Genomic DNA, 18,782 nt, shown 5'->3' on the forward strand with positions numbered 1-18,782 from the left:
CGCCAGGTCAGGCTATCAGGGCAATTAATTGCTCTCTGTCTACGTCGGTAACGTCCTGCGGATGCCGATATCCTGCGTTCTCATTGGCCAGGGTATACAGCGCAACAAGCCAGTCATAGACATAGCGGCTGGCGGCGTGAACGGGCTGTTCGTCAAGCTTTGTTAGACGCAACATTGTCGAACGCGACGTTGCGGCGAAAATGGCTGCGCCTTTCTGAACGCGGCTGGCCGGGCGTTGGGCCTCCTCGATATTTGTGTAGCCGAGCCAGGCGATGAAGTTACCAATGATGGCATGAAGCTGCGCGCCGCTCACCTCCTCGCGCTGCATGGTTTTCTGTAACTGCTGAGGTAAACCGAGGCGATAGCTGGCGGTAATTAAAATCTCCGCCACGGCGTTGAGCATCTGCGGTTCCAGACCCAGACGCTGCGCATTATCCCGGCAGTGGGCCCACTGGCGCAGATGATTGATCCACATTTTGTGCGCCTGGTAGCCTGTTTCATGACCTTCTGACGCTGAAGCGCGCGTTGGTTCGTCGGCAAAGAGATCGATCGCGTCATTAAATAAACCGCTGACCTGTTCTTCTCGCGACTGTCGGGTGCGCAGCAACGCTTCGAAGTTCTGTACCGGCGGTAACAGCCCGGCCAGCAGGTCGCCATGTCTGGCGGCCTGGGCCTGAAGACGCCGGATCACGGTTTCAACCGGTAGCTGCGCGTCATCAAACATCGGTAACAGATCGCGCACGCGGCCTCGCAGTTGTTCGCGTAACGCCTGTAAGCGCGCCTGTCGCTGTGGTGCCGATGTCGCCTGCGATAACCATTCCACCAAACGCTGCATACTGTGTTTATCCAGCGCCTGCAGCGTTCCCCAATGCACGCCAGGTTTACCCATCAACTGCTGGACGGCTTCATCCAGATTTTGCTGGGTGGCAAAACGGGCATCCTGTGGAGTAATAGCCCAGACGACGCCGGGTAACGCTGATTCATGCTGCGGCTGCGTGGCGTTAACCCACTCCAGTAAGTGACGGGCGGCGGCGGATGTTTGCGAGCGAGATGCCAGAGCATTGCAAATTACCAGAACATCGGGCTGTACCTGTTGACGGTAATGGGCCAGCATCCAGCCTAATTTCGCCCGCCATAACGGATGAGGATGACTGTCTGGCGCGACCGGAATATCCAGTAAATCAACATTATCCAGTACGCTGTTTTCAACGGTTAGCACCAGTTCGCGGGTAAGCAGCGCCAGAGAATCAAGCGAAAGGCTGACCGCATTGAGCAGTCGGCCTTCCTTAACCGGATGCACCACCACATCGCTTTGCGTATCGCTGGCGGTTAGCGCCATTTGCGTCAGGAAGTTTTCCGCCGGTAAGCCAAAATGATCGACCAGCAGGCTGAGCGGCGCCGCCAGTTCCCCGGCATGGCTGGTTTGTTGCAACATATGCGCCAGCGCCAGCCATTGCTGGGTGATCTCCGGTTGCTCTCCCCACAGTAATGCCCAGGCGTGCGCCCGTGTCGTGAGATCCAGCGCAGGCAAGAGCGAGGCAAAGTGTTGCCATGTCGCATCATCAATATGTTGTCTGGCGGACGGAAGACAAGAGCGCCAGAAACTCGCGATGGTCGCGACCTCTTCAGCGGTAACGCCGGGGACGGGCTGCGGTTGGCGAAGCGATTGCCATTTCTCCAGGCGTGATGTGATAATGGATTTTTCGACCTGGCGACAAATGTGGGACGAGCTGGTCCAGGCAATAAAGATCTGCACCAGTTCGGCTTCACTGATCAAGCGCAGGCGCAACGGCCAGCTGTTCTCGTTTGAAAAAATGTCGCGCGTAAAGCGAATAGCCATATTCGCTGGCGCATGGCCCGGATTGATGTGGCTGAAATAATCATAGTCACGGTCCGGCGTGATAATTTCCAGCTTGCCATTCTCGTTACCGCATAGCGTCGTTAACAGATGCGCTTTTGCGGATTGCGCATACCCGTACAGACCAACGCAGCCATGTGATGCGCAGGCGGCGTTGAGCGCTGACTCATCCGCCGCGGCAAGCGTAAGTTGCGCCAGCAGAGCGTCGGCTTCGTCATCCAGTCGCGTTGCGTAACGGCGCGTGTTGTTAACCCACTCGATAACAGCCTGGGTGGCGTTTAACGGTTTTGTCATTTCAGGTATACACTCCCGCTATCTATCCAGTAGTGGCTGCCGCTGTGGCGACGGTCAGCCAGCGTATTCAATTTTAATGTCAGCGCATCGGCGGCGACCGGCGTTCCGTCCTGGAGCCAGGCATCACTTAATATGAACGATTCCGGGGCGCTATCTTTGCTACTGCCGCGTAATTTCAGTCGCACATTCAGTACGCCGTCGCCTGCGATGGTTTTCGCCAGTTCGGCGGAATTAATGCTCAGGCAATAGAGTGGGGTCGCAGGCCAGCGACTGTTCGCCAGTTGACGAAAGCCCAACGTTACGTTGCCACGTAGCGGAAAATGCAGGCGAGCGTCCAGCGTTGCGCCGGGTTTATCCAAATCGATCTCGTGATACCAGATATTTTCATCGCGAAGCGTATTAACGGTATTATCCAGTACGCCGAGATAACGCACAGTCGAATACGCGCCGATATCAGCCGCTTTAAAATTGAAACGCGGCAGACGTAAGTCCAGCGCCAGGCTGCATAACATCGCGCCTACCGCGGCAGTGGATTTTGGATTGCCGATACGCCCTTGCTGACTGAAGGGATACCATTCATGTACCTGATACTTATCCATCCACACAATGCGATTAACCGGCACCGGTTGTAAGTGCCGGATGAGCGCCTGTACGCCGGGTAAACAGGTCGGTCTCCCCGTCACCAGCAAGATATCGCAGTGATAGTGGGAGATCGCTTCGCAGACCGCATGAAGCGGCGTTGTCAGCGTAAACTGACCGGCCAGCAGAGCCTCCTGAAGCTGGCTAAACTGGATTTGCAACGGCACATTGAATATATCAAATGTCGGCGAACCAGACGGTAAGGCATGATCGATCGCCTGCTGGATATAGTTCATCACGTTGCTCGTTGGGCGGCGGATCAGCAGATCGCCAAATGTCGCATGTAAACCGGCAAACGGATCGTTAATGTCGCTTTGCTCCCAGGCGGAAAGTACCGCATGGCCCAGCGGCATAAATAATTGCAGCGCCGTTTGCTGGCGCAAAATGGCCTGAGTATCAATTCGTCCCGAATCGCCAAATAAGGTCGCCAGCAGGGCGGCGGCATCCGTAACGCCTGCTCGTTGCAACGCCGTTTGCAGGGAAGGGAGTACGCAACGCTGAATGATATCCAATAGCAGATCGTCCCCGGCGACTTTAAAACCTTCGCGAAACAGGAGATGAGGCGTAATTTTTACATTGGCCCCCACGCCGTCATCTAACTGATAGTGAACAATCGCCATATCCGTCGTGCCACCGCCGATATCAATCGATGCCACGCGCAACGCGCGTCCGGGGACGACGCCGGGTTCAGGCTGGCGATCCGGTCTGGCGAGTGCATTAAAAAAGGATTCGGTACGCCCGGCGTAATGCGAAATGGCTTCGTTATAAAGCCATACCAGTTGGCCACAACTTGCTTCGTCCCATTCCATCTGTATTTCTGGTACCGGCACCACGCTTTTTTCACGCTGCTTAGGCGTGGTGAAATCCTCATCCTGCGGATGCCAGCCCATGGCTTTCCAGACCAGCGCCAGCGCTTCAAACATTCGCTGGCGGAAAATTTCTCGCTCCTGTTTCGGCATAGCGGAAGGCAGCGTTAAAATCAGGGTGCGTAGCTGGCGCGGCGAGGCGGGAAAGCCGAGTCGCAGCCGGGTGGCGACGCTGTTAATTTGCCCCAGCGCCTGAGCCAGAATTTCGCACAACATATGCGTCATCAAGGTGCTACGGCTGTATTGCGGCGAAAAAACCGGTAGCCTTTCTTCATGCGGCAGGCGGAATAACGGCTGTCCGTCGTCGTTCATCAGATTCATCAGCGGAAACGCGGTGGCAAGCGGTTCGCGCTGCGTTTTACCGTGGATCTGACTAAAACGCCAGTCCTGCAAGGCGGGGGTTTCATCCCACAGGTAGCGGCGCGGGCTGGAGATGCCGCTGCTGCCTTCGGTGCCCACACGCTGCATAGCAAGGGCGCGAGCCTCGTCGCCCACACGCACAATGGAAGGCCAGACAAAGGCGTCGTCTCGTCCGCTTTCGACAGAAAAGTGTTGCTTGCCAAAGCGCGATTCCGAGAATTCCACCCGGCTGGTAAATAAAGGATCGTTCAGATACTGCGGCTCGCTTAAAGAACGCACCTGAAGCTCTGCCGTCTGGCGTAACCCGTCATTCGCATCGCCATGATCCTCGATCAAGACGCCGCAGGTATGCGTATTGCCGACATCCAGAATCAGATCGACCGGGATTGCGGGCGTGCTTAACGTATGTGTCACAAACTTTACTTCCGGCACCGTAAGCTGTTCGCCTAACAGCGTCAGTAAATTCAACCAGTGCGCCTGATACTCAAAGCTACGCAGCGCTTGTTGTATGGCCTGTTCCGAACGGTTTTCCACCTGTGAGGCATACTGAAGAAACGACTCGCGCAGCCAGCCGTCAATCCATGTCTGGTCAAGAAAATCGGCAACTTCTTCATCGCGCCAGGCGAGCGCAAAACGTGTGCCATTGAGCAGATCGTTTTCGCAAGGCGCCAACGCCGCAGGCATATTTTTGGCCAGTTGACTGTCGAAGGCGAGGGTGATGCGGTGTGTGTTTCCGGCGCTATCTGGCTCGCTGAGTTTACGTACCTGAATGCGCGCCCAGTTATCCGGCCCGTCAATAAAGGTACGCGGCGGATTAAAACGCAGGAACGGCAGGGGAAGCCAGATCCCGTCGAGTACATCCAGAGAATAGTGCAGCGTCTGAGTGCTTTCCGGTTTCACGACTTCGGGTTGGCCGCCAGCACGTCCTGGCAACGTGTAGCGCCCGCTGGTCAGATCAAAATCGAGGCGCAGTAGCGGGCCGTTTGCCGTTTTGCGCACAAAACGTCCGTAGTGGGCCGACTCTTGCGGCGTTAAGCCAAAATCAAGAAACTGGACGCCGCTGTTTGCAATGAGCGTGACGCTCTGTTTGTAATCACACAGATTGACCAACATAAAATCAGGCACCTATCTTTTTAAACGTCAACGGAATTGCCGCGTGGTCGCCATAACGGGCGGTACAGGTTGCGACGTCATTGACGCCTGCTTTACAGGTAATTTCCGGCATCGGATAACGTGAACCGTCGGTGCAGCGCGCATTGCCGCGACTTTTAATCATCAGCTCGCCCGTTTGATGCAGACCAGAGAAAATTTCCGCCCGACAAACCACGTTATCGCCATGTACTACGCGCGCGATACCTTTGTTATTTTGGATCTGATAACGCAGAGAGGGCGGCTTGCCGGTAATCGGATCTTTGACATCCACGCTGACCCGCCAGCTACCGTTTAAAAAGCGCGTGGTTCCAAGCTTCATCTGCGTACTGTCCATCACCAGTGCGTCTTTGGGGATAGCGGCAATAATAACAGGCGCTTCCGGCAACGGCGCCGCTTTGGGGGCGGGCGTCACCTCAGCGCGATGCAGCGGCAAATGCGCGGTGAGTTCAGGCAATGGGGTAACGTCAGTTTTCGCGGTAGCGACAGGCGCGGCGCGAACAGGAGAGGCCCCGTCAACGGATGAAGATGGCCAGAAAAAAGGCGTGGCGACGGCGGCGATAACCACGGCAGCGACAGGTAAGCTCCACAGCGGTAGACGGCGAGCTCTTTTCGCCTCAGCAACCGGGATGGGTGTGGCCGGCTTCGGCTCGCTAACGATAACGGGCGGCGCAACAGGTTCCTCCGGCATTTTCGGCGGCTCAATGACAGACGTTAACAAGGGTTCATCCGCCTGACTAAACGCCGCCTCTACCAGCGGCTTTTCTTCGGGCTCCGGCTCCGGCTCGACCAGAGGGATGTCGGGGATTGCCTCGGTTATCCGCAGGCAGTCCAGCACATCATCGCGTGTATTTTCGTTGAGATTAACGAATCCCCAGAAGGTGATAACCGGTTTGCCGTTAACCAGGAAAACATGATTTTCGCCGGGAAATTGCGTCGCTTTCTCAAGTAGCGATCCAAATAGCTGAAGCGCTGTTTTACCGGATTGCAGACTTTTGCGACTGAGTGCAGCCGCGCTTTCAAAAGTGCTGGCTAAATAACGTAAAGCCCGAGAACGTGTCTCTTCGTCAGCCGCTTTCCACGCTATCGCCTGACCTTCAATCGGCGAATACCAGTCAACCCGATCGCCATTATCGTTAAGTTGCGGAATCGCCAGACAGTCAACCATCGCCTGCTGTTTACGCAGACGAAGCGTTTCGCGAATTTGCAATGCTGATTCAAATACGGCCTGACCGCCGCCGCCCACGGCCTGATAATCATCCAGATTGCCGCTGCGCAAGAGAGATTTTGCCACGTTGTTATCCCTTAGACTTCTTCACGCGTCTACTTTACGGGGTCTATACGCAAGCAAACGGCGGAAGAAAGGCAAAAAGGCGCGAATTCTCGGTCTATTAAGCCCCGTGTTTTCACTTGACGTAAGTTAAATCAGGAGGGCGGCGGCGAATTACCGCATCGGGCGACAATAACGCGTATAATAGGCGAATCATGCTGTTACAGAATAAAGAGTAGGAGAGCTTATGTCGCACCTGGAGGAAGTGAGCGCCCGCGTGGATGCCGCTATCGCGGAGAGCGTAATTGCCCATATGAATGAATTGCTGATTGCCTTGAGCGATGACGCTGAATTACGTCGCGAAGATCGTTATGTGCAGCAGCAGCGTTTGCGCACGGCTATCGCGCATCACGGCAGGCAATATCAAGAAGATCGGGACGCGCGCCGCGAACAGCTCACCAAAGGCGGCACGATCCTGTAACCCATTAAAACTGGCGCTTCGCAATCAGCCATGCGCCAATGACCAGCAACAGCGCGCCGAACGCCGGCCCGACCATTGCGCGTAACGTGACGCCGTGGCTACGCGCGATATCCAGCGCCAGTCCGCCGATTAACTGGCTGGCGACCAGTACCGCGATAGTCGTCGCGGCGCCAACGTTCTGATACCCGCTAATGCTGGCAAATACAAAAAATGACCCCAGCAGACCGGGGATCAATGTCCACCAGCGCACGCTGGCGACCAGCTCGCCGAAGCCCGCAGCGCCTTGCTTAAACCACAATATCGTCACAAATAAAACGATCCCTACCAGCGAGTTCAACAGCATAGCGATCAGAATCGTCGATGATGTCTGCGTAATACGCACCATAATACTGTTTTGTACCACCAGCCCGACGCCGGCGGCGATCAAAAAGATAAGCGTCAGCGACTGGTTCATCAGCAGGCGTCCGGCGCGGCGTGTTCATCAAGCTGGAGCTGCATAAACGTAAGATCTAACCAACGGCCAAATTTTACGCCGACCTGCGGCATTTGCGCGGTGACGGTAAATCCCAGCGAATGATGCAGGCGTATTGAGGCGGCATTCTGTGACTCAATACCGGCCACCATCACATGCTTGCCGCAGCGTCGGGCTTCGTCGATCAGTCTGCTGAGCAGTTTTCGCCCCAGTCCTTTCCCCTGGTGCGCCGGATGAACATAAACCGAGTGCTCGACGGTATAGCGAAAACCGTCAAAACTGCGCCAGTCGCCAAATGATGCATAGCCAGTCACTACGCCATTTTCTTCGCTTACCAGCACCGGATAGCCCAGTAATTGACGGGCCTCATACCAGGCAAGGCGATTATCCGTATCGACCGTCCGATCGTTCCAGATGGCCGCAGTATGTAATACCGCATGGTTATAGATTTCGGTAATCGCGGCGCAGTCTGCTTTATCGGCAAAGCGAATCGTCATAGGGAACCCCAGGGAATGTTTACGATAGTGTTAGAAATACTATTGAAGGCGGCATAAATCAACGAATTAGCACAAGAATTTATGTTTAGCGAGGAGGGGGGAAAGTCGTTCATAAAAGCGCACAGCCTGATATCTGAGAGTGTTTAACTCCCTCAGAAAGCTAATGTTCGACTATTATTGATGGATTATGCCAGGCATGAGGAGAATAGAATGAAGCAACAGACCAACCGAAATCGTCGTTGGGTTTTGGCCTCGCGTCCCCACGGCGCGCCGCAGATGGATAACTTCCGCCTCGAAGAAGATGACGTCGCGACGCCCGGTGAAGGGCAGGTGCTATTGCGTACCGTTTTTTTATCACTCGACCCTTATATGCGTGGCCGCATGAGCGATGAACCCTCTTATGCGCCGCCTGTTGAACCTGGCTGCGTTATGGTTGGCGGTACGGTTAGTCGCGTTGTCGCGTCAAACCATCCTGATTACCGACCAGACGAATGGGTGTTGAGTTACAATGGTTGGCAGGATTATGACATTTCAGATGGCGAAGGGTTGGTAAAGCTGGGTGATAATCCGCAACATCCTTCCTGGTCGCTGGGTATTTTAGGAATGCCGGGGTTTACCGCCTATATGGGGTTACTGGATATCGGCCAGCCGAAAGAGGGCGAAACGCTGGTTGTCGCCGCCGCCACCGGCCCAGTAGGCGCAACGGTTGGGCAAATTGGCAAGCTGAAGGGCTGCCGGGTCGTGGGTATTGCTGGCGGCGCGGAAAAATGCCGTCATGCGACAGACGTTTTGGGATTTGATCTGTGCCTCGATCATCACGCTGATAATTTCCCACAACAGCTTGCGCAGGCCTGCCCGCAGGGTATCGATATCTATTATGAGAATGTCGGTGGTAAAGTCTTTGACGCCGTCTTACCGCTACTGAATACGTCGGCGCGGATTCCGCTCTGCGGTCTGGTCAGCGGCTACAATGCGACAGCGTTGCCGGACGGTCCAGACAGACTGCCTCTGCTGATGGCAACATTACTTAAAAAGCGTATTCGCCTGCAAGGTTTTATCATCAACCAGGACTATGGTCACCGGATACATGAGTTTCAGCAAGAAATGGGGCGTTGGATAAAAGAAGGGAAAATACATTACCGGGAGCAGATTACTGATGGGCTGGAAAATGCGCCAGAAGCGTTTATGGGGCTGCTGGCGGGGAAGAACTTTGGCAAAGTCGTGATACGTTTAGCGGACGATGCGTAAAGAAAAAATGGCGGCATTATGTCGCCATAAAAATGTGCAAATTTTAAAATTCCGGCTTTACTTATATTCATCATTCAGATCGCGGTGGGGCAGCTTATCTCCCTCAGCGGCCTGAACCGGTCAAAAATCTCGATACATGAAGGAATGACGGAGATAAAACGGTTGCCATAAAGAAACCTGTATTGTTGTAAAAGATGAGAATATCACGCAAGTAAATTATCACTTTTATTTATTTGGCCGTTCAGGCCTGGATTATCTTTTTTACAATTAAGTTCCGAAACTTCTTCGGGACTCGATTGCGATGTTGTTCTGCCAAGAGGTGAAGGAAGGAAAATGCCGGGTACGGAAAAAACACAACATATAAGCCTGACCACACAGGTTGAAAATCGGTTAAAGCATCAATTGTCTATTGGCGCATTAAAACCAGGCGCAAGGCTTATCACTAAAAATATCGCTCAAGAGTTAGGCGTCAGTATTACGCCGGTGCGTGAGGCTCTGTTAAGGCTGGTCTCTTCCAGTGCTTTGGCGGTGGCGCCAGCACAGGCGTTTATGGTGCCGGAGATCTCGCTGGAAAGTTTGCTGGAAATTAATACGATTCGTACTGCCCTGGAGGAGATGGCGGTGGTCGCCGCTGCGGGTAAGATTACTCCGGATCGCGAGCAGACGCTGAATGCGCTATTAGATGAATTTCAACAGGCGCTGGAAAGTGGCGTTATGGAGAAAATTCTTTTGGCCAACCGCGCATTCCGCTTTGAGATCTACCACTACGCGGATATGCCAACGCTGTATGCCATGATCGAGCAATTATGGGTACGCCTGGGGCCAAGCCTGCATTTTTTATATGATAATTTTAAACTTGATGATTATCAAAACGGCGTTAATCTGTACAGAAAATTGCTTAATGCGTTAGTGACTGGTGATAAAGAAGCCAGTCGCCACTGCCTACAGAACGTTTTGCAACAAAACGTAGCGACGATTAAAAATCAGTACTTCATGTAACTATGACTTATCAATAGCGGGGATTCCCCGCTATTGCCGGATATTTGCCGGATATTTATTCAAATTGCCATGCCAGATTAATCCCCACGCCATAGTTACGCCCTGGCGCTGGCTCATAATATCGGCCATTAGATTCATTAACGATCACTGAACCGATATATTCTTTATCAAATAGATTATCTACCCGCCCAAAAATATCGACGGTAAGCTGACTGTAATTAAATTTATACCCTGTATTTAGTCCAACAACGGTATACGAAGGCGCTTTGGCGGTATTTTCATCATTGGCCATGATATCGCCCATATAGCGAACGTCTGTTCCGGCGTACCACCCCTCATCCGGGATAAAACCTAATGAGGCGAATCCCATATTACGGGCGATGCCGGGCATCCGGTTTCCATCACAGTTTTGCCCCTGACAAACGTTACTGCGATAGGTCGCATCCAGCCAGGTCCATGATGCTTTCACCCGCCAGTCGCCGGCGAAGCGCTGGTCCAACGAGAGTTCTGCGCCCTGGCGGCGTGTTTTGCCCGCGTTTTTGTAGGTAGTGCGTCCTCCCATACTGCTGGCGACGACAATTTCATCATCGGTATCGGTTTGAAATAACGCGGCGGTCAACAAGCCATTGCCAATCCGCGTTTTACTGCCGACTTCCACCGTATCATTGGTCGACGGTTTGAGGTCAAAGTTGAACCCACTTTGGCCGTCAGCGCGATAAGAAAGCTCATTGATTGTGGGAGTTTCAAATCCGCGACCGGCAGCAAGATAGAGATTCCAGGCGTCAGTTAACGCATATTTTAGCGATCCGGCGGGTAGCCAGTGGTGATAGCTGGCGTCGCCGCTGTCATCGCCATTGCCGGGCGCGATATAGTGATCGTTAGAATCGAACCACACGGAACTGTAGCGCACGCCAGCATCCAGCGAGAGTTTTTGCGTAAGCTGCCACTGGGTTTGCAGATAAGGATCGACATTCCACATCAGGTTACGCTCATCCCGGCGTAAATCGCCTTTATGCCCAAACTCAGGGGTGCCGTTGTTGAGACGGAAGTTATTGTAACCCTTGCGGTTTTCGCTCATGTTTTCATAGTTTACTCCGCCAGTGAAGGTGACCGGCACACCTAATTCTCCCCGGTGAGTCCAGCGGGAATCAATGCCCTGATAGTGGCGTTGCAGTGTAATTACGCCGCCAGCCTGAGCTGGTTTTAGCTGTGCCACCAGGGGAATAGACTGGTATTGCGTGGTTTCCCGCTCTCCGGCGTAGGCCATCACGCTGATATCATCCTGCGCGCTGAGCTGACGTTCATAACGCAATCCTGCCTGAGTTTGTTTGATGGTTTTACGCGTATTGTACTGTTCAGCGCGCGGCGCCTGTTGCGGATCGGCTTTCCATTCAGATTCGGTAAGTCCGCCGGGATCGTCCGCCTTAATGTCCACACTATTAAAAATCAGCGAGAGTTTACTGACATCGTCAAGGCGAACGCCCAGTTTGGCATTAGCCAGATTTTTTCGCGCACCGCTGTGATCGCGGTAGCCGTGGGTGGTGAAACGGGTAGTCGATACCGTGTAATCCACGTCGCCTGGCTGTGTGCCGTCACCCATCGCGCCCGTGGCTTTTAGCCCATAGCGCCAGCTTCCATAACTGCCGTAGTAGCTGCTGGCCTCAAGGGTAGGCGGCTGTTTGCCGGTTTCGGTGGTGACATTTATCACGCCGCCGGAAGCATTGCCGTATAGCGCTGAGAAAGGGCCGCGTAACACTTCAACGTCTTGTATGCTGTTAATATCAATATTCGAAATCTGGCCTTGCCCATCCGGCATGGTGGCGGGAATGCCATCAACATACAGACGAATGCCGCGCACGCCAAAGGCGGAACGCGAGCCAAATCCGCGGATAGAGATTTGCAGATCCTGCGCGTAGTTCTGCCGGTTTTGCACCTGCAATCCCGGGACGCTGGTTAAAGACTCAGATAAATTGACGCGCGGCGTCGCCAGACGCATGTCTTCTCCCTCAATGACGCTAACGGCGGCAGGTGTATCCAGTTCGGATACGGTTTGCGGCGTTGCGGTGACTATCATGGTTTGTTCATTGGGCGCGCTGGCGGCCTGAAGGACCGGGGAGAAGGTCAGAGGCAATAAGAGGGCGGGATAAAGTCGCTGTCTAACGGAAATAATTTTCATGAAAATGCCGGATAAATGTAAGCGTATCAATGGAAAACGTGACATTAAGGGTAGTCAATATGTAAAGTTTTGAAATTTTAATCGCACATTAAGTTAAGAAAATGTGCGGTATTTAAGAGCCATGACATTCGCAGGCGAGGAAAAGCTCCACTTTCTGATAAATAATGATTATTATTCTCAACTTATAATAAGTGCGGAACGAAGATCCCGCGCAGCGAAGTAGTGTGAAGCAGCTATACACGTTTTTATCAAAGGGAGTCGTCATGCACTTACGTCATCTTTTTTCGCCGCGCCTGCGTGGTTCTTTATTGTTAGGTTCGCTCCTCGTCGCATCCTCATTTAGCACGCTGGCGGCGGAAGACATGCTGCGTAAAGCGGTAGGCAAAGGCGCTTATGAGATGGCCTGGAGTCAGCAAGAAAACGCGCTCTGGCTGGCTACATCGCAAAGCCGTAAACTGGATAAAGGCGGCGTAGTTTATCGTCTCGACCCGGTGACGCTGGAAATCACGCAAGCGATTCATAACGATCTCAAGCCGTTCGGCGCCACCATCAATGCCGCGACCCAAACGCTGTGGTTTGGCAATACCATTAACAGCGCTGTTACCGCGATTGATGCCAAAACGGGTGATGTAAAAGGTCGTCTGGTACTTGATGCGCGCAAACGTACTGAAGAGGTTCGTCCGTTACAGCCCCGTGAGCTGGTTGCCGATGCGGCGACCAACACGATCTACATTAGCGGTGTTGGTAAAGAGAGTGCTATTTGGGTAGTGGATGGCGAAACCATCAAACTGAAAACGACGATCGAAAATACCGGCAAAATGAGTACGGGTCTGGCGCTCGACAGTAAAGCGCAACGCCTGTACACCACCAATGCGGATGGCGAATTTATCACCATCGATACCGCCAGCAATAAAATTCTCAGTCGTAAGAAGTTGCTGGATGACGGTAAAGAACACTTCTTTATTAACCTGAGTCTCGATACCGCAGGTCATCGTGCGTTTATCACCGACTCGAAGGCGACTGAGGTTCTGGTTGTCGATACCCGTAATGGCAATATTCTTGCCAAAATCGGGGCGCCTGCCTCTTTGGCCGTCCTGTATAATCCGACACGTAACGAGGCGTATGTGACGCACCGTCAGGCAGGGCAGGTCAGCGTGATCGATGCGAAGACCTATAACGTTGTTAAAACGTTCGATACGCCAACGTACCCGAATAGCCTGGCGCTATCGGCAGACGGTAAAACGCTCTACGTCAGCGTGAAGCAGAAATCGACACGTGAACAGGAAGCGACGCAGCCGGATGATGTTATTCGCATTGCTCTGTAAATAGGGTATGGAGGGGGAAACCCCTCCAGTCATCTCTTTAAACGCACCGATACGCCTCGTTACACCCCGCCGATAGCCTGATGATTCTGTGAGAATTACACTGCCTTTTTGCTGTAGTTAACTCATTATATTCACGAGGAAAATATGAAAAGGTTATTTATATGCTCTGGTTTGGGCATGATGTTTTTTATGCTTGCGGGTTGCACAACCAACTATGTGATGACGACGAAGAATGGGCAAACGATCGTAACTCAGGGTAAGCCGCAGTTAGATAAAGAGACGGGGATGACCAGTTATACCGATCAGGAAGGCAACCAGCGGGAAATTAACAGCAATGATGTGGCGCAGTTGATTAAGGCTGACTAAGCATTGGGCGCGATGCGGTGTTGGCGGTAACGCGCATTAAACCCGGCAGGCCTGGGGCTGCCGGGGAAGGGTAATGTTATGTCGCTGCTTCTTCTTTCAATACGACACTATCTGTCGAATCCGCCGTCACTGGCGCAGTGCGATGGATCTCCGCCACACGACGTCGCACGCCAAACCAGCCGGCGACCAGCAGAATGGCGATCAGCGGCAACGAGGCGATAGTGTAAGTTCCATTCGGGTAGTCAAACGCCATGAGTACCAGCACGCTTAGTAAAAACAGCAGTGTTAGCCAGGAGGTAAAAGGCGCGCCGGGCAGTTTAAAACTGACGTCTGCGGCTTTGCCTTCTTTTATCGCCTGGCGTAAACGCATCTGGCACACCATGATAAACGCCCACGACGCGATAATGCCGAGCGAGGCAAAATTAAGAACGATCTCAAACACGCGGGAGGGGACCAGGTAATTCAGGAATACGCCGACCACGTAAACCACCAGAGTCGCCAGAATACCCGCATAGGGCACATGCTGACGGCTCATTTTCGCCATGAATTTCGGCGCGGAACCCCCCATCGACATTGAACGTAAAATTCTCCCCGTACAGTAAAGCCCGGAGTTCAGGCTGGAAAGCGCGGCGGTTAACACCACGATATTCATAATACTGCCGATATAAGGCACGCCAAGTTTAGAAAAGAAGGTGACAAACGGACTTTGCCCCGCCTGGTAGGCGTTCCACGGCAGCAGCAAAACCAGCAATACGACCGATCCTACATAGAAAAGACCAATACGCCAGATCACGCTATTGATGGCTTTTGGCACCATCGTCTGTGGATCTTTGCACTCCCCAGCGGCGGTACCGACCAGTTCAATCGACGCAAAGGCGAACACTACGCCCTGAATCAGTACCAGCGCGGGCAACAGGCCGTGCGGGAAAAAGCCGCCATTATCTGTAATCAGGTGAAAACCGGTGGCATTACCCTCAAGCGGTTGACCGGTACCGAGAAAAATCGTGCCTACCACCAGGAAGATAACAATGGCGAGTACTTTTATCAGCGCGAACCAGAACTCCATTTCGGCAAACCATTTTACGCCGATCATGTTCATGGTACCGACAATGGTTAACGCGCCGAGCGCGAACACCCATTGCGGAACGTCGCCAAATGCGCCCCAGTAGTGCATGTATAACGCCACTGCGGTGATATCGACGATCCCGGTCATCGCCCAGTTAATAAAGTACATCCAGCCTGCGACGTAGGCCGCTTTTTCACCCAAAAATTCACGGGCGTAGGAGACGAAACTCCCGCTGGAAGGGCGATGCAATACCAGTTCGCCCAGCGCGCGTAAAATGAAAAAAGAAAAAATGCCACATATCAGATAGACCAGCGCCAGTGCCGGTCCGGCCATTTGCAATCGGGCGCCTGCACCTAAAAATAAACCGGTGCCAATCGCGCCGCCGATAGCAATCATCTGAACCTGACGATTCCCCATCGCTTTGTGATACCCCTCTTCATGGGCGTTCAGCCAGCGTCGTTTCGCCGCATGTTGTTCTGCGGCGTGCGTAGTCTGTGTTTTCATTACGTTACCTGTTATAGCCTGTCCTGACAGAAAAATTCCTTATGCCGCGACGGGCGCTCACCAATCGATTGCCTGCAATGGCGAATGCCGCTTTTCCCTGATTCTGTGACAGGGATAAAACCGCCGGCGGAGCATCCTACCTGCAATTGTTAAATGACGCAAAACATACGGAAAGAACAAAATGAGAATGTCGAGTTTATTTGTGTGGTCAGATGTGGTGCGGTGTGGTCACGATTCAGCCAGATAAGACGCCAGCACAAATCCGCAGTGCTTGCGTTGCGCAATAATTAACCAGCGCTAATCACTTGTGGGATTTATGGTCATAGATATAACCTCGAACGGTAAACTACCTGACGATATTGCAGCAGCATAAGATAAGGCCGTTGCGCCTGTTATTCTCATTTTCTCCTGAAAATATATGCCTTTGAGCAATTTTGTTGATTGACATATCGTCATAATGAGAGAGGAGTAGGACATATAAAGCTATTGAGCAAAATTTGAAGGAGCAGGATATGCCATATACATCAGTTTCTACCTATGCCAGAGCTTTATCAGGAAATAAGCTACCTCATGTTGCTGCAGGAGATTATGAAAATAAATTATCAACAAAAATCATGAAAGGCATCTTGTGGGTGCTTACCGCAGGACTGGCCTACGGATTTACAAGAGTAATTGAACATTGTTGCAATGTTACGCCTAAAGTTGAGGAGTTCTGTGCCAATGCAGGGAATATCCATAATCACCTTGCTGATGCTGTGTGTGATGGGCTGTATACTATAGATGTCGACCTTTCTGATGGTCGGAGGTTAACATTCGAACAACTCTCGCTGATGGCTGGACGTGAGCCAATCGTCAGGATATCGGATGGCGAACATACCGTTGAGGTTAAGGGGTCCTTTGAAGATATCTGTATGAGACTGGAAGAGGGCTTTTTAGAAGCGCCAGCGTACTATAATTATGATATTGATGAAAAATATAAAACCGTCAGAGAGCGAATAGCAGCATATAATGCCTTACCTCAGGCATTAGGCGCCATTCCGAGTTTAAAATATTATACCGATCGGGCCAGCGACATGCCGGAGGCGAAAGCGCAACGGGCGGCCGACATAAAAGATCGTTACCATAACTATTTGGACAATTATTAAAAAGCGTTTATGTTTAGCCAGTTTTGTTAGAAATCAGACTCGCTGAGCTGGCGTTAAAAATTTTAACACGCCGCTATTTTGGCGGCGTGTCGCAAAGAGATTCTCAGAACCGATTTCCGTTTGTAGGCCAAAATCCCACGTACCTCCGGCGCTGTAGCCGGCCTGTCTTATTTTTTTCAAAAGTATCCAACGCTATTCCACGGATAGGGTATCCTGTTGCGCAGCGATATCCGCCTCAGCCTGTGTGCCGAACGCAAGCATTAATGTTAATGGAAGCCTCAGATGACCTCTTTTTTACATGCTTATTTTACGCGATTACATTGTCAGCCGTTGGGGGTTCCTACGGTTGAAGCGCTCAGAACGCTTCACTTAGCGCACAACTGCGCGATTCCTTTTGAAAATCTGGATGTGCTACTGCCTCGTGAAATACAGCTCGATGAGACGGCATTAGAGGAGAAACTGCTTTATGCCCGACGCGGTGGATACTGTTTTGAACTGAATGGCCTGTTTGAACGTGCGTTACGCGACATCGGTTTTAACGTCCGAAGCTTATTGGGGCGGGTCATTCTGTCTCATCCCGCCAGTTTACCGCCGCGCACGCACCGTTTACTGCTGGTTGATGTTGAGGATGAGCAGTGGATCGCTGACGTGGGGTTTGGCGGCCAAACGCTAACCGCGCCGCTTCGTCTGCAGGCCGAAATTGCCCAGCAGACGCCGCATGGTGAATATCGCCTGATGCAGGAGGGGAGCACATGGATTTTACAATTCCGCCACCATGAGCACTGGCAGTCGATGTACTGTTTTGATCTGGGGGTGCAGCAGCAGAGCGATCATGTGATGGGCAATTTCTGGTCGGCTCACTGGCCGCAATCCCATTTTCGTCATCATTTGTTGATGTGCCGCCATTTGCCTGATGGCGGCAAGCTGACATTAACGAATTTCCACTTCACGCGTTACCACCAGGGACATGCCGTTGAACAGGTCAATGTACCGGATGTACCGTCGTTGTATCAGTTACTTCAGCAGCAGTTTGGTCTCGGCGTAAATGATGTAAAGCACGGTTTTACCGAGGCGGAGCTGGCCGCGGTAATGGCTGCATTTGATACCCATCCGGAGGCGGGAAAATAGTTTTTTGCCGCGAGGATTTGCGGGCCTGACAACGATTAAAAAGTAATGGCCCATTCGGCATGAAACAGAATGACCGCCTGGCCGGAGATGGTGACGTTGTCCGGCTGGTTATCGCGAATGGTGACGGTAACATCAACAGTACCCTCTTTGCCTAAAGCGCGCCCCTGATGGCCTTGAATCTGCAGCGTTTTACCGTCATGCGCCATCAGGCCATGATGGACGAGCCATGCTCCCATCGGGCCATTGGCGTTTCCCGTTACCGGATCTTCCACAATCCCTATCGCCGGAGAAAACATTCGCCCATCGGTTTCGTTTTTTCCCGGACGAATCTGGAAAGGAAAAAAGCCGTTACAGCCAATTTGCTGGCTGATTGCCGTCAGGGCTGCCAGATTCGGAGAAAGGGCATCAATATCAACGTCTGGTTTGAGCAGGATCATCACTTTTGCATGTCCTGTTGAAGCCACCTGAATCGGCGCTCCCGGCACGATATCATCTTCAGTCAGGTTCAACGCGGTGATGATGGCAGCCCGAATCTCTCCGACTAGCGGTGGTTCAAAAGAGGGCTGACCTTGTTCCAGCGTGATGCGATAGTCGTTGTGTTCGGCATGAATTTCAACGCGATGACGGCCCGCTAACGAGGTTTGCCAGACGGTGGTGTTTCCCAACCCCAGTACCGTTGCCCGAACATAATGCGCGGCCACGGTGGCATGACCACAGATGGGGACTTCTACTGTCGGTGTAAAGTAGCGTATGCGCACATCACTCTCTTCGCTTTTTAGCAAAAAGGCGGTTTCCGAGTGACGAAGTTCACGGGCAATCAGCTGCATCTGTGCGTCGCTTAGCGTATCCGCATGTAAGACAACGCCAGCAGAGTTGCCGCGAAAAGGTTCGCTGGTGAAGGCGTCAACATGGTAAATCTGCGGTTTCATTGATGTTCTC

The 18,782-nt window shown here is 52.5% G+C and carries 15 protein-coding genes; 7 read left to right on the top strand and 8 right to left on the bottom strand.

What is annotated here, in order from left to right:
• Positions 1 to 7: 7 nt before the first annotated feature.
• From srfC to srfA, 3 genes are read right to left on the bottom strand one after another with little or no spacing between them, the layout of a single operon-like run.
• The gene (srfC, locus tag LDB27_RS10755) at positions 8 to 2,152 is read right to left on the bottom strand and encodes a virulence-associated effector SrfC (protein WP_000165622.1); all 2,145 of its coding nucleotides are present in this window, start codon (positions 2,150 to 2,152) and stop codon (positions 8 to 10) included.
• Positions 2,149 to 5,130: a virulence factor SrfB gene (locus LDB27_RS10760; protein ID WP_000960835.1), complete on the bottom strand. Its 2,982-nt coding sequence runs from the start codon at positions 5,128 to 5,130 to the stop codon at positions 2,149 to 2,151. Before LDB27_RS10760 ends, srfC begins: the two co-directional genes overlap by 4 nt.
• Before the next feature lie 4 nt (positions 5,131 to 5,134).
• Positions 5,135 to 6,460 carry a virulence-associated effector SrfA gene (srfA, locus tag LDB27_RS10765; protein WP_001129947.1) on the bottom strand — a complete coding sequence of 442 codons (1,326 nt, stop codon included), beginning with the start codon at positions 6,458 to 6,460 and terminating at the stop codon, positions 5,135 to 5,137.
• Positions 6,461 to 6,683: 223 nt separating this feature from the next.
• Between srfA and LDB27_RS10770 the strand changes: the two genes are divergently transcribed.
• Positions 6,684 to 6,917 (top strand): YdcY family protein, encoded by a 234-nt coding sequence (locus LDB27_RS10770; protein ID WP_000018720.1) that lies wholly within the window; start codon positions 6,684 to 6,686, stop codon positions 6,915 to 6,917.
• A 4-nt stretch (positions 6,918 to 6,921) separates the two neighbouring features.
• On the opposite strand, the gene LDB27_RS10775 is transcribed toward LDB27_RS10770, so the two are convergent.
• Both LDB27_RS10775 and mddA read right to left on the bottom strand, forming a co-directional pair.
• Entirely contained in the window at positions 6,922 to 7,371 is a 450-nt protein-coding gene (locus LDB27_RS10775) for a DMT family transporter (RefSeq protein ID WP_001076565.1), read from the bottom strand.
• The gene (gene mddA / locus LDB27_RS10780; protein WP_000155373.1) at positions 7,371 to 7,886 is read right to left on the bottom strand and encodes an L-methionine sulfoximine/L-methionine sulfone acetyltransferase; all 516 of its coding nucleotides are present in this window, start codon (positions 7,884 to 7,886) and stop codon (positions 7,371 to 7,373) included. The genes LDB27_RS10775 and mddA overlap by 1 nt, the downstream gene beginning before the upstream one ends.
• Before the next feature lie 210 nt (positions 7,887 to 8,096).
• On the opposite strand from mddA, the gene LDB27_RS10785 reads away from it, so the two are divergent.
• Both LDB27_RS10785 and mcbR read left to right on the top strand, forming a co-directional pair.
• Positions 8,097 to 9,134 (top strand): NADP-dependent oxidoreductase, encoded by a 1,038-nt coding sequence (locus LDB27_RS10785; RefSeq protein WP_001517827.1) that lies wholly within the window; start codon positions 8,097 to 8,099, stop codon positions 9,132 to 9,134.
• Between the two features lie 333 nt (positions 9,135 to 9,467).
• Positions 9,468 to 10,133, top strand: coding sequence for a colanic acid/biofilm transcriptional regulator McbR (gene mcbR, locus LDB27_RS10790; protein ID WP_001119592.1), 666 nt, complete (start codon positions 9,468 to 9,470; stop codon positions 10,131 to 10,133).
• Positions 10,134 to 10,188: 55 nt separating this feature from the next.
• Here mcbR and pqqU read toward each other — a convergent pair whose 3' ends face one another.
• Positions 10,189 to 12,309: a TonB-dependent receptor PqqU gene (pqqU, locus tag LDB27_RS10795; protein WP_000692031.1), complete on the bottom strand. Its 2,121-nt coding sequence runs from the start codon at positions 12,307 to 12,309 to the stop codon at positions 10,189 to 10,191.
• Positions 12,310 to 12,572: 263 nt separating this feature from the next.
• On the opposite strand from pqqU, the gene LDB27_RS10800 reads away from it, so the two are divergent.
• Positions 12,573 to 13,634, top strand: a complete 1,062-nt coding sequence (locus LDB27_RS10800; protein ID WP_000550639.1) for a YncE family protein — start codon at positions 12,573 to 12,575, stop codon at positions 13,632 to 13,634.
• 144 nt (positions 13,635 to 13,778) lie between these two features.
• Positions 13,779 to 14,000 carry a YgdI/YgdR family lipoprotein gene (locus tag LDB27_RS10805; RefSeq protein WP_000825228.1) on the top strand — a complete coding sequence of 74 codons (222 nt, stop codon included), beginning with the start codon at positions 13,779 to 13,781 and terminating at the stop codon, positions 13,998 to 14,000.
• A gap of 76 nt (positions 14,001 to 14,076) precedes the next feature.
• Here LDB27_RS10805 and ansP read toward each other — a convergent pair whose 3' ends face one another.
• Entirely contained in the window at positions 14,077 to 15,570 is a 1,494-nt protein-coding gene (ansP, locus tag LDB27_RS10810; protein ID WP_000857108.1) for an L-asparagine permease, read from the bottom strand.
• A 512-nt stretch (positions 15,571 to 16,082) separates the two neighbouring features.
• Here ansP and steA point away from each other — a divergent pair.
• Together steA and nhoA are read left to right on the top strand one after the other, a co-directional pair.
• The gene (steA, locus tag LDB27_RS10815; RefSeq protein ID WP_001147132.1) at positions 16,083 to 16,715 is read left to right on the top strand and encodes a type III secretion system effector SteA; all 633 of its coding nucleotides are present in this window, start codon (positions 16,083 to 16,085) and stop codon (positions 16,713 to 16,715) included.
• A 282-nt stretch (positions 16,716 to 16,997) separates the two neighbouring features.
• Positions 16,998 to 17,843 (top strand): N-hydroxyarylamine O-acetyltransferase, encoded by an 846-nt coding sequence (gene nhoA / locus LDB27_RS10820; protein WP_000200329.1) that lies wholly within the window; start codon positions 16,998 to 17,000, stop codon positions 17,841 to 17,843.
• 35 nt (positions 17,844 to 17,878) lie between these two features.
• Here the strand turns inward: nhoA and LDB27_RS10825 are convergent, their stop codons facing one another.
• Positions 17,879 to 18,772 carry a PhzF family isomerase gene (locus LDB27_RS10825; protein ID WP_000804297.1) on the bottom strand — a complete coding sequence of 298 codons (894 nt, stop codon included), beginning with the start codon at positions 18,770 to 18,772 and terminating at the stop codon, positions 17,879 to 17,881.
• Between the last annotated feature and the right edge of the window lie 10 nt (positions 18,773 to 18,782).

This window comes from Salmonella sp. JXY0409-18, from assembly GCF_020268625.1.
Taxonomy (GTDB): domain Bacteria; phylum Pseudomonadota; class Gammaproteobacteria; order Enterobacterales; family Enterobacteriaceae; genus Salmonella; species Salmonella enterica.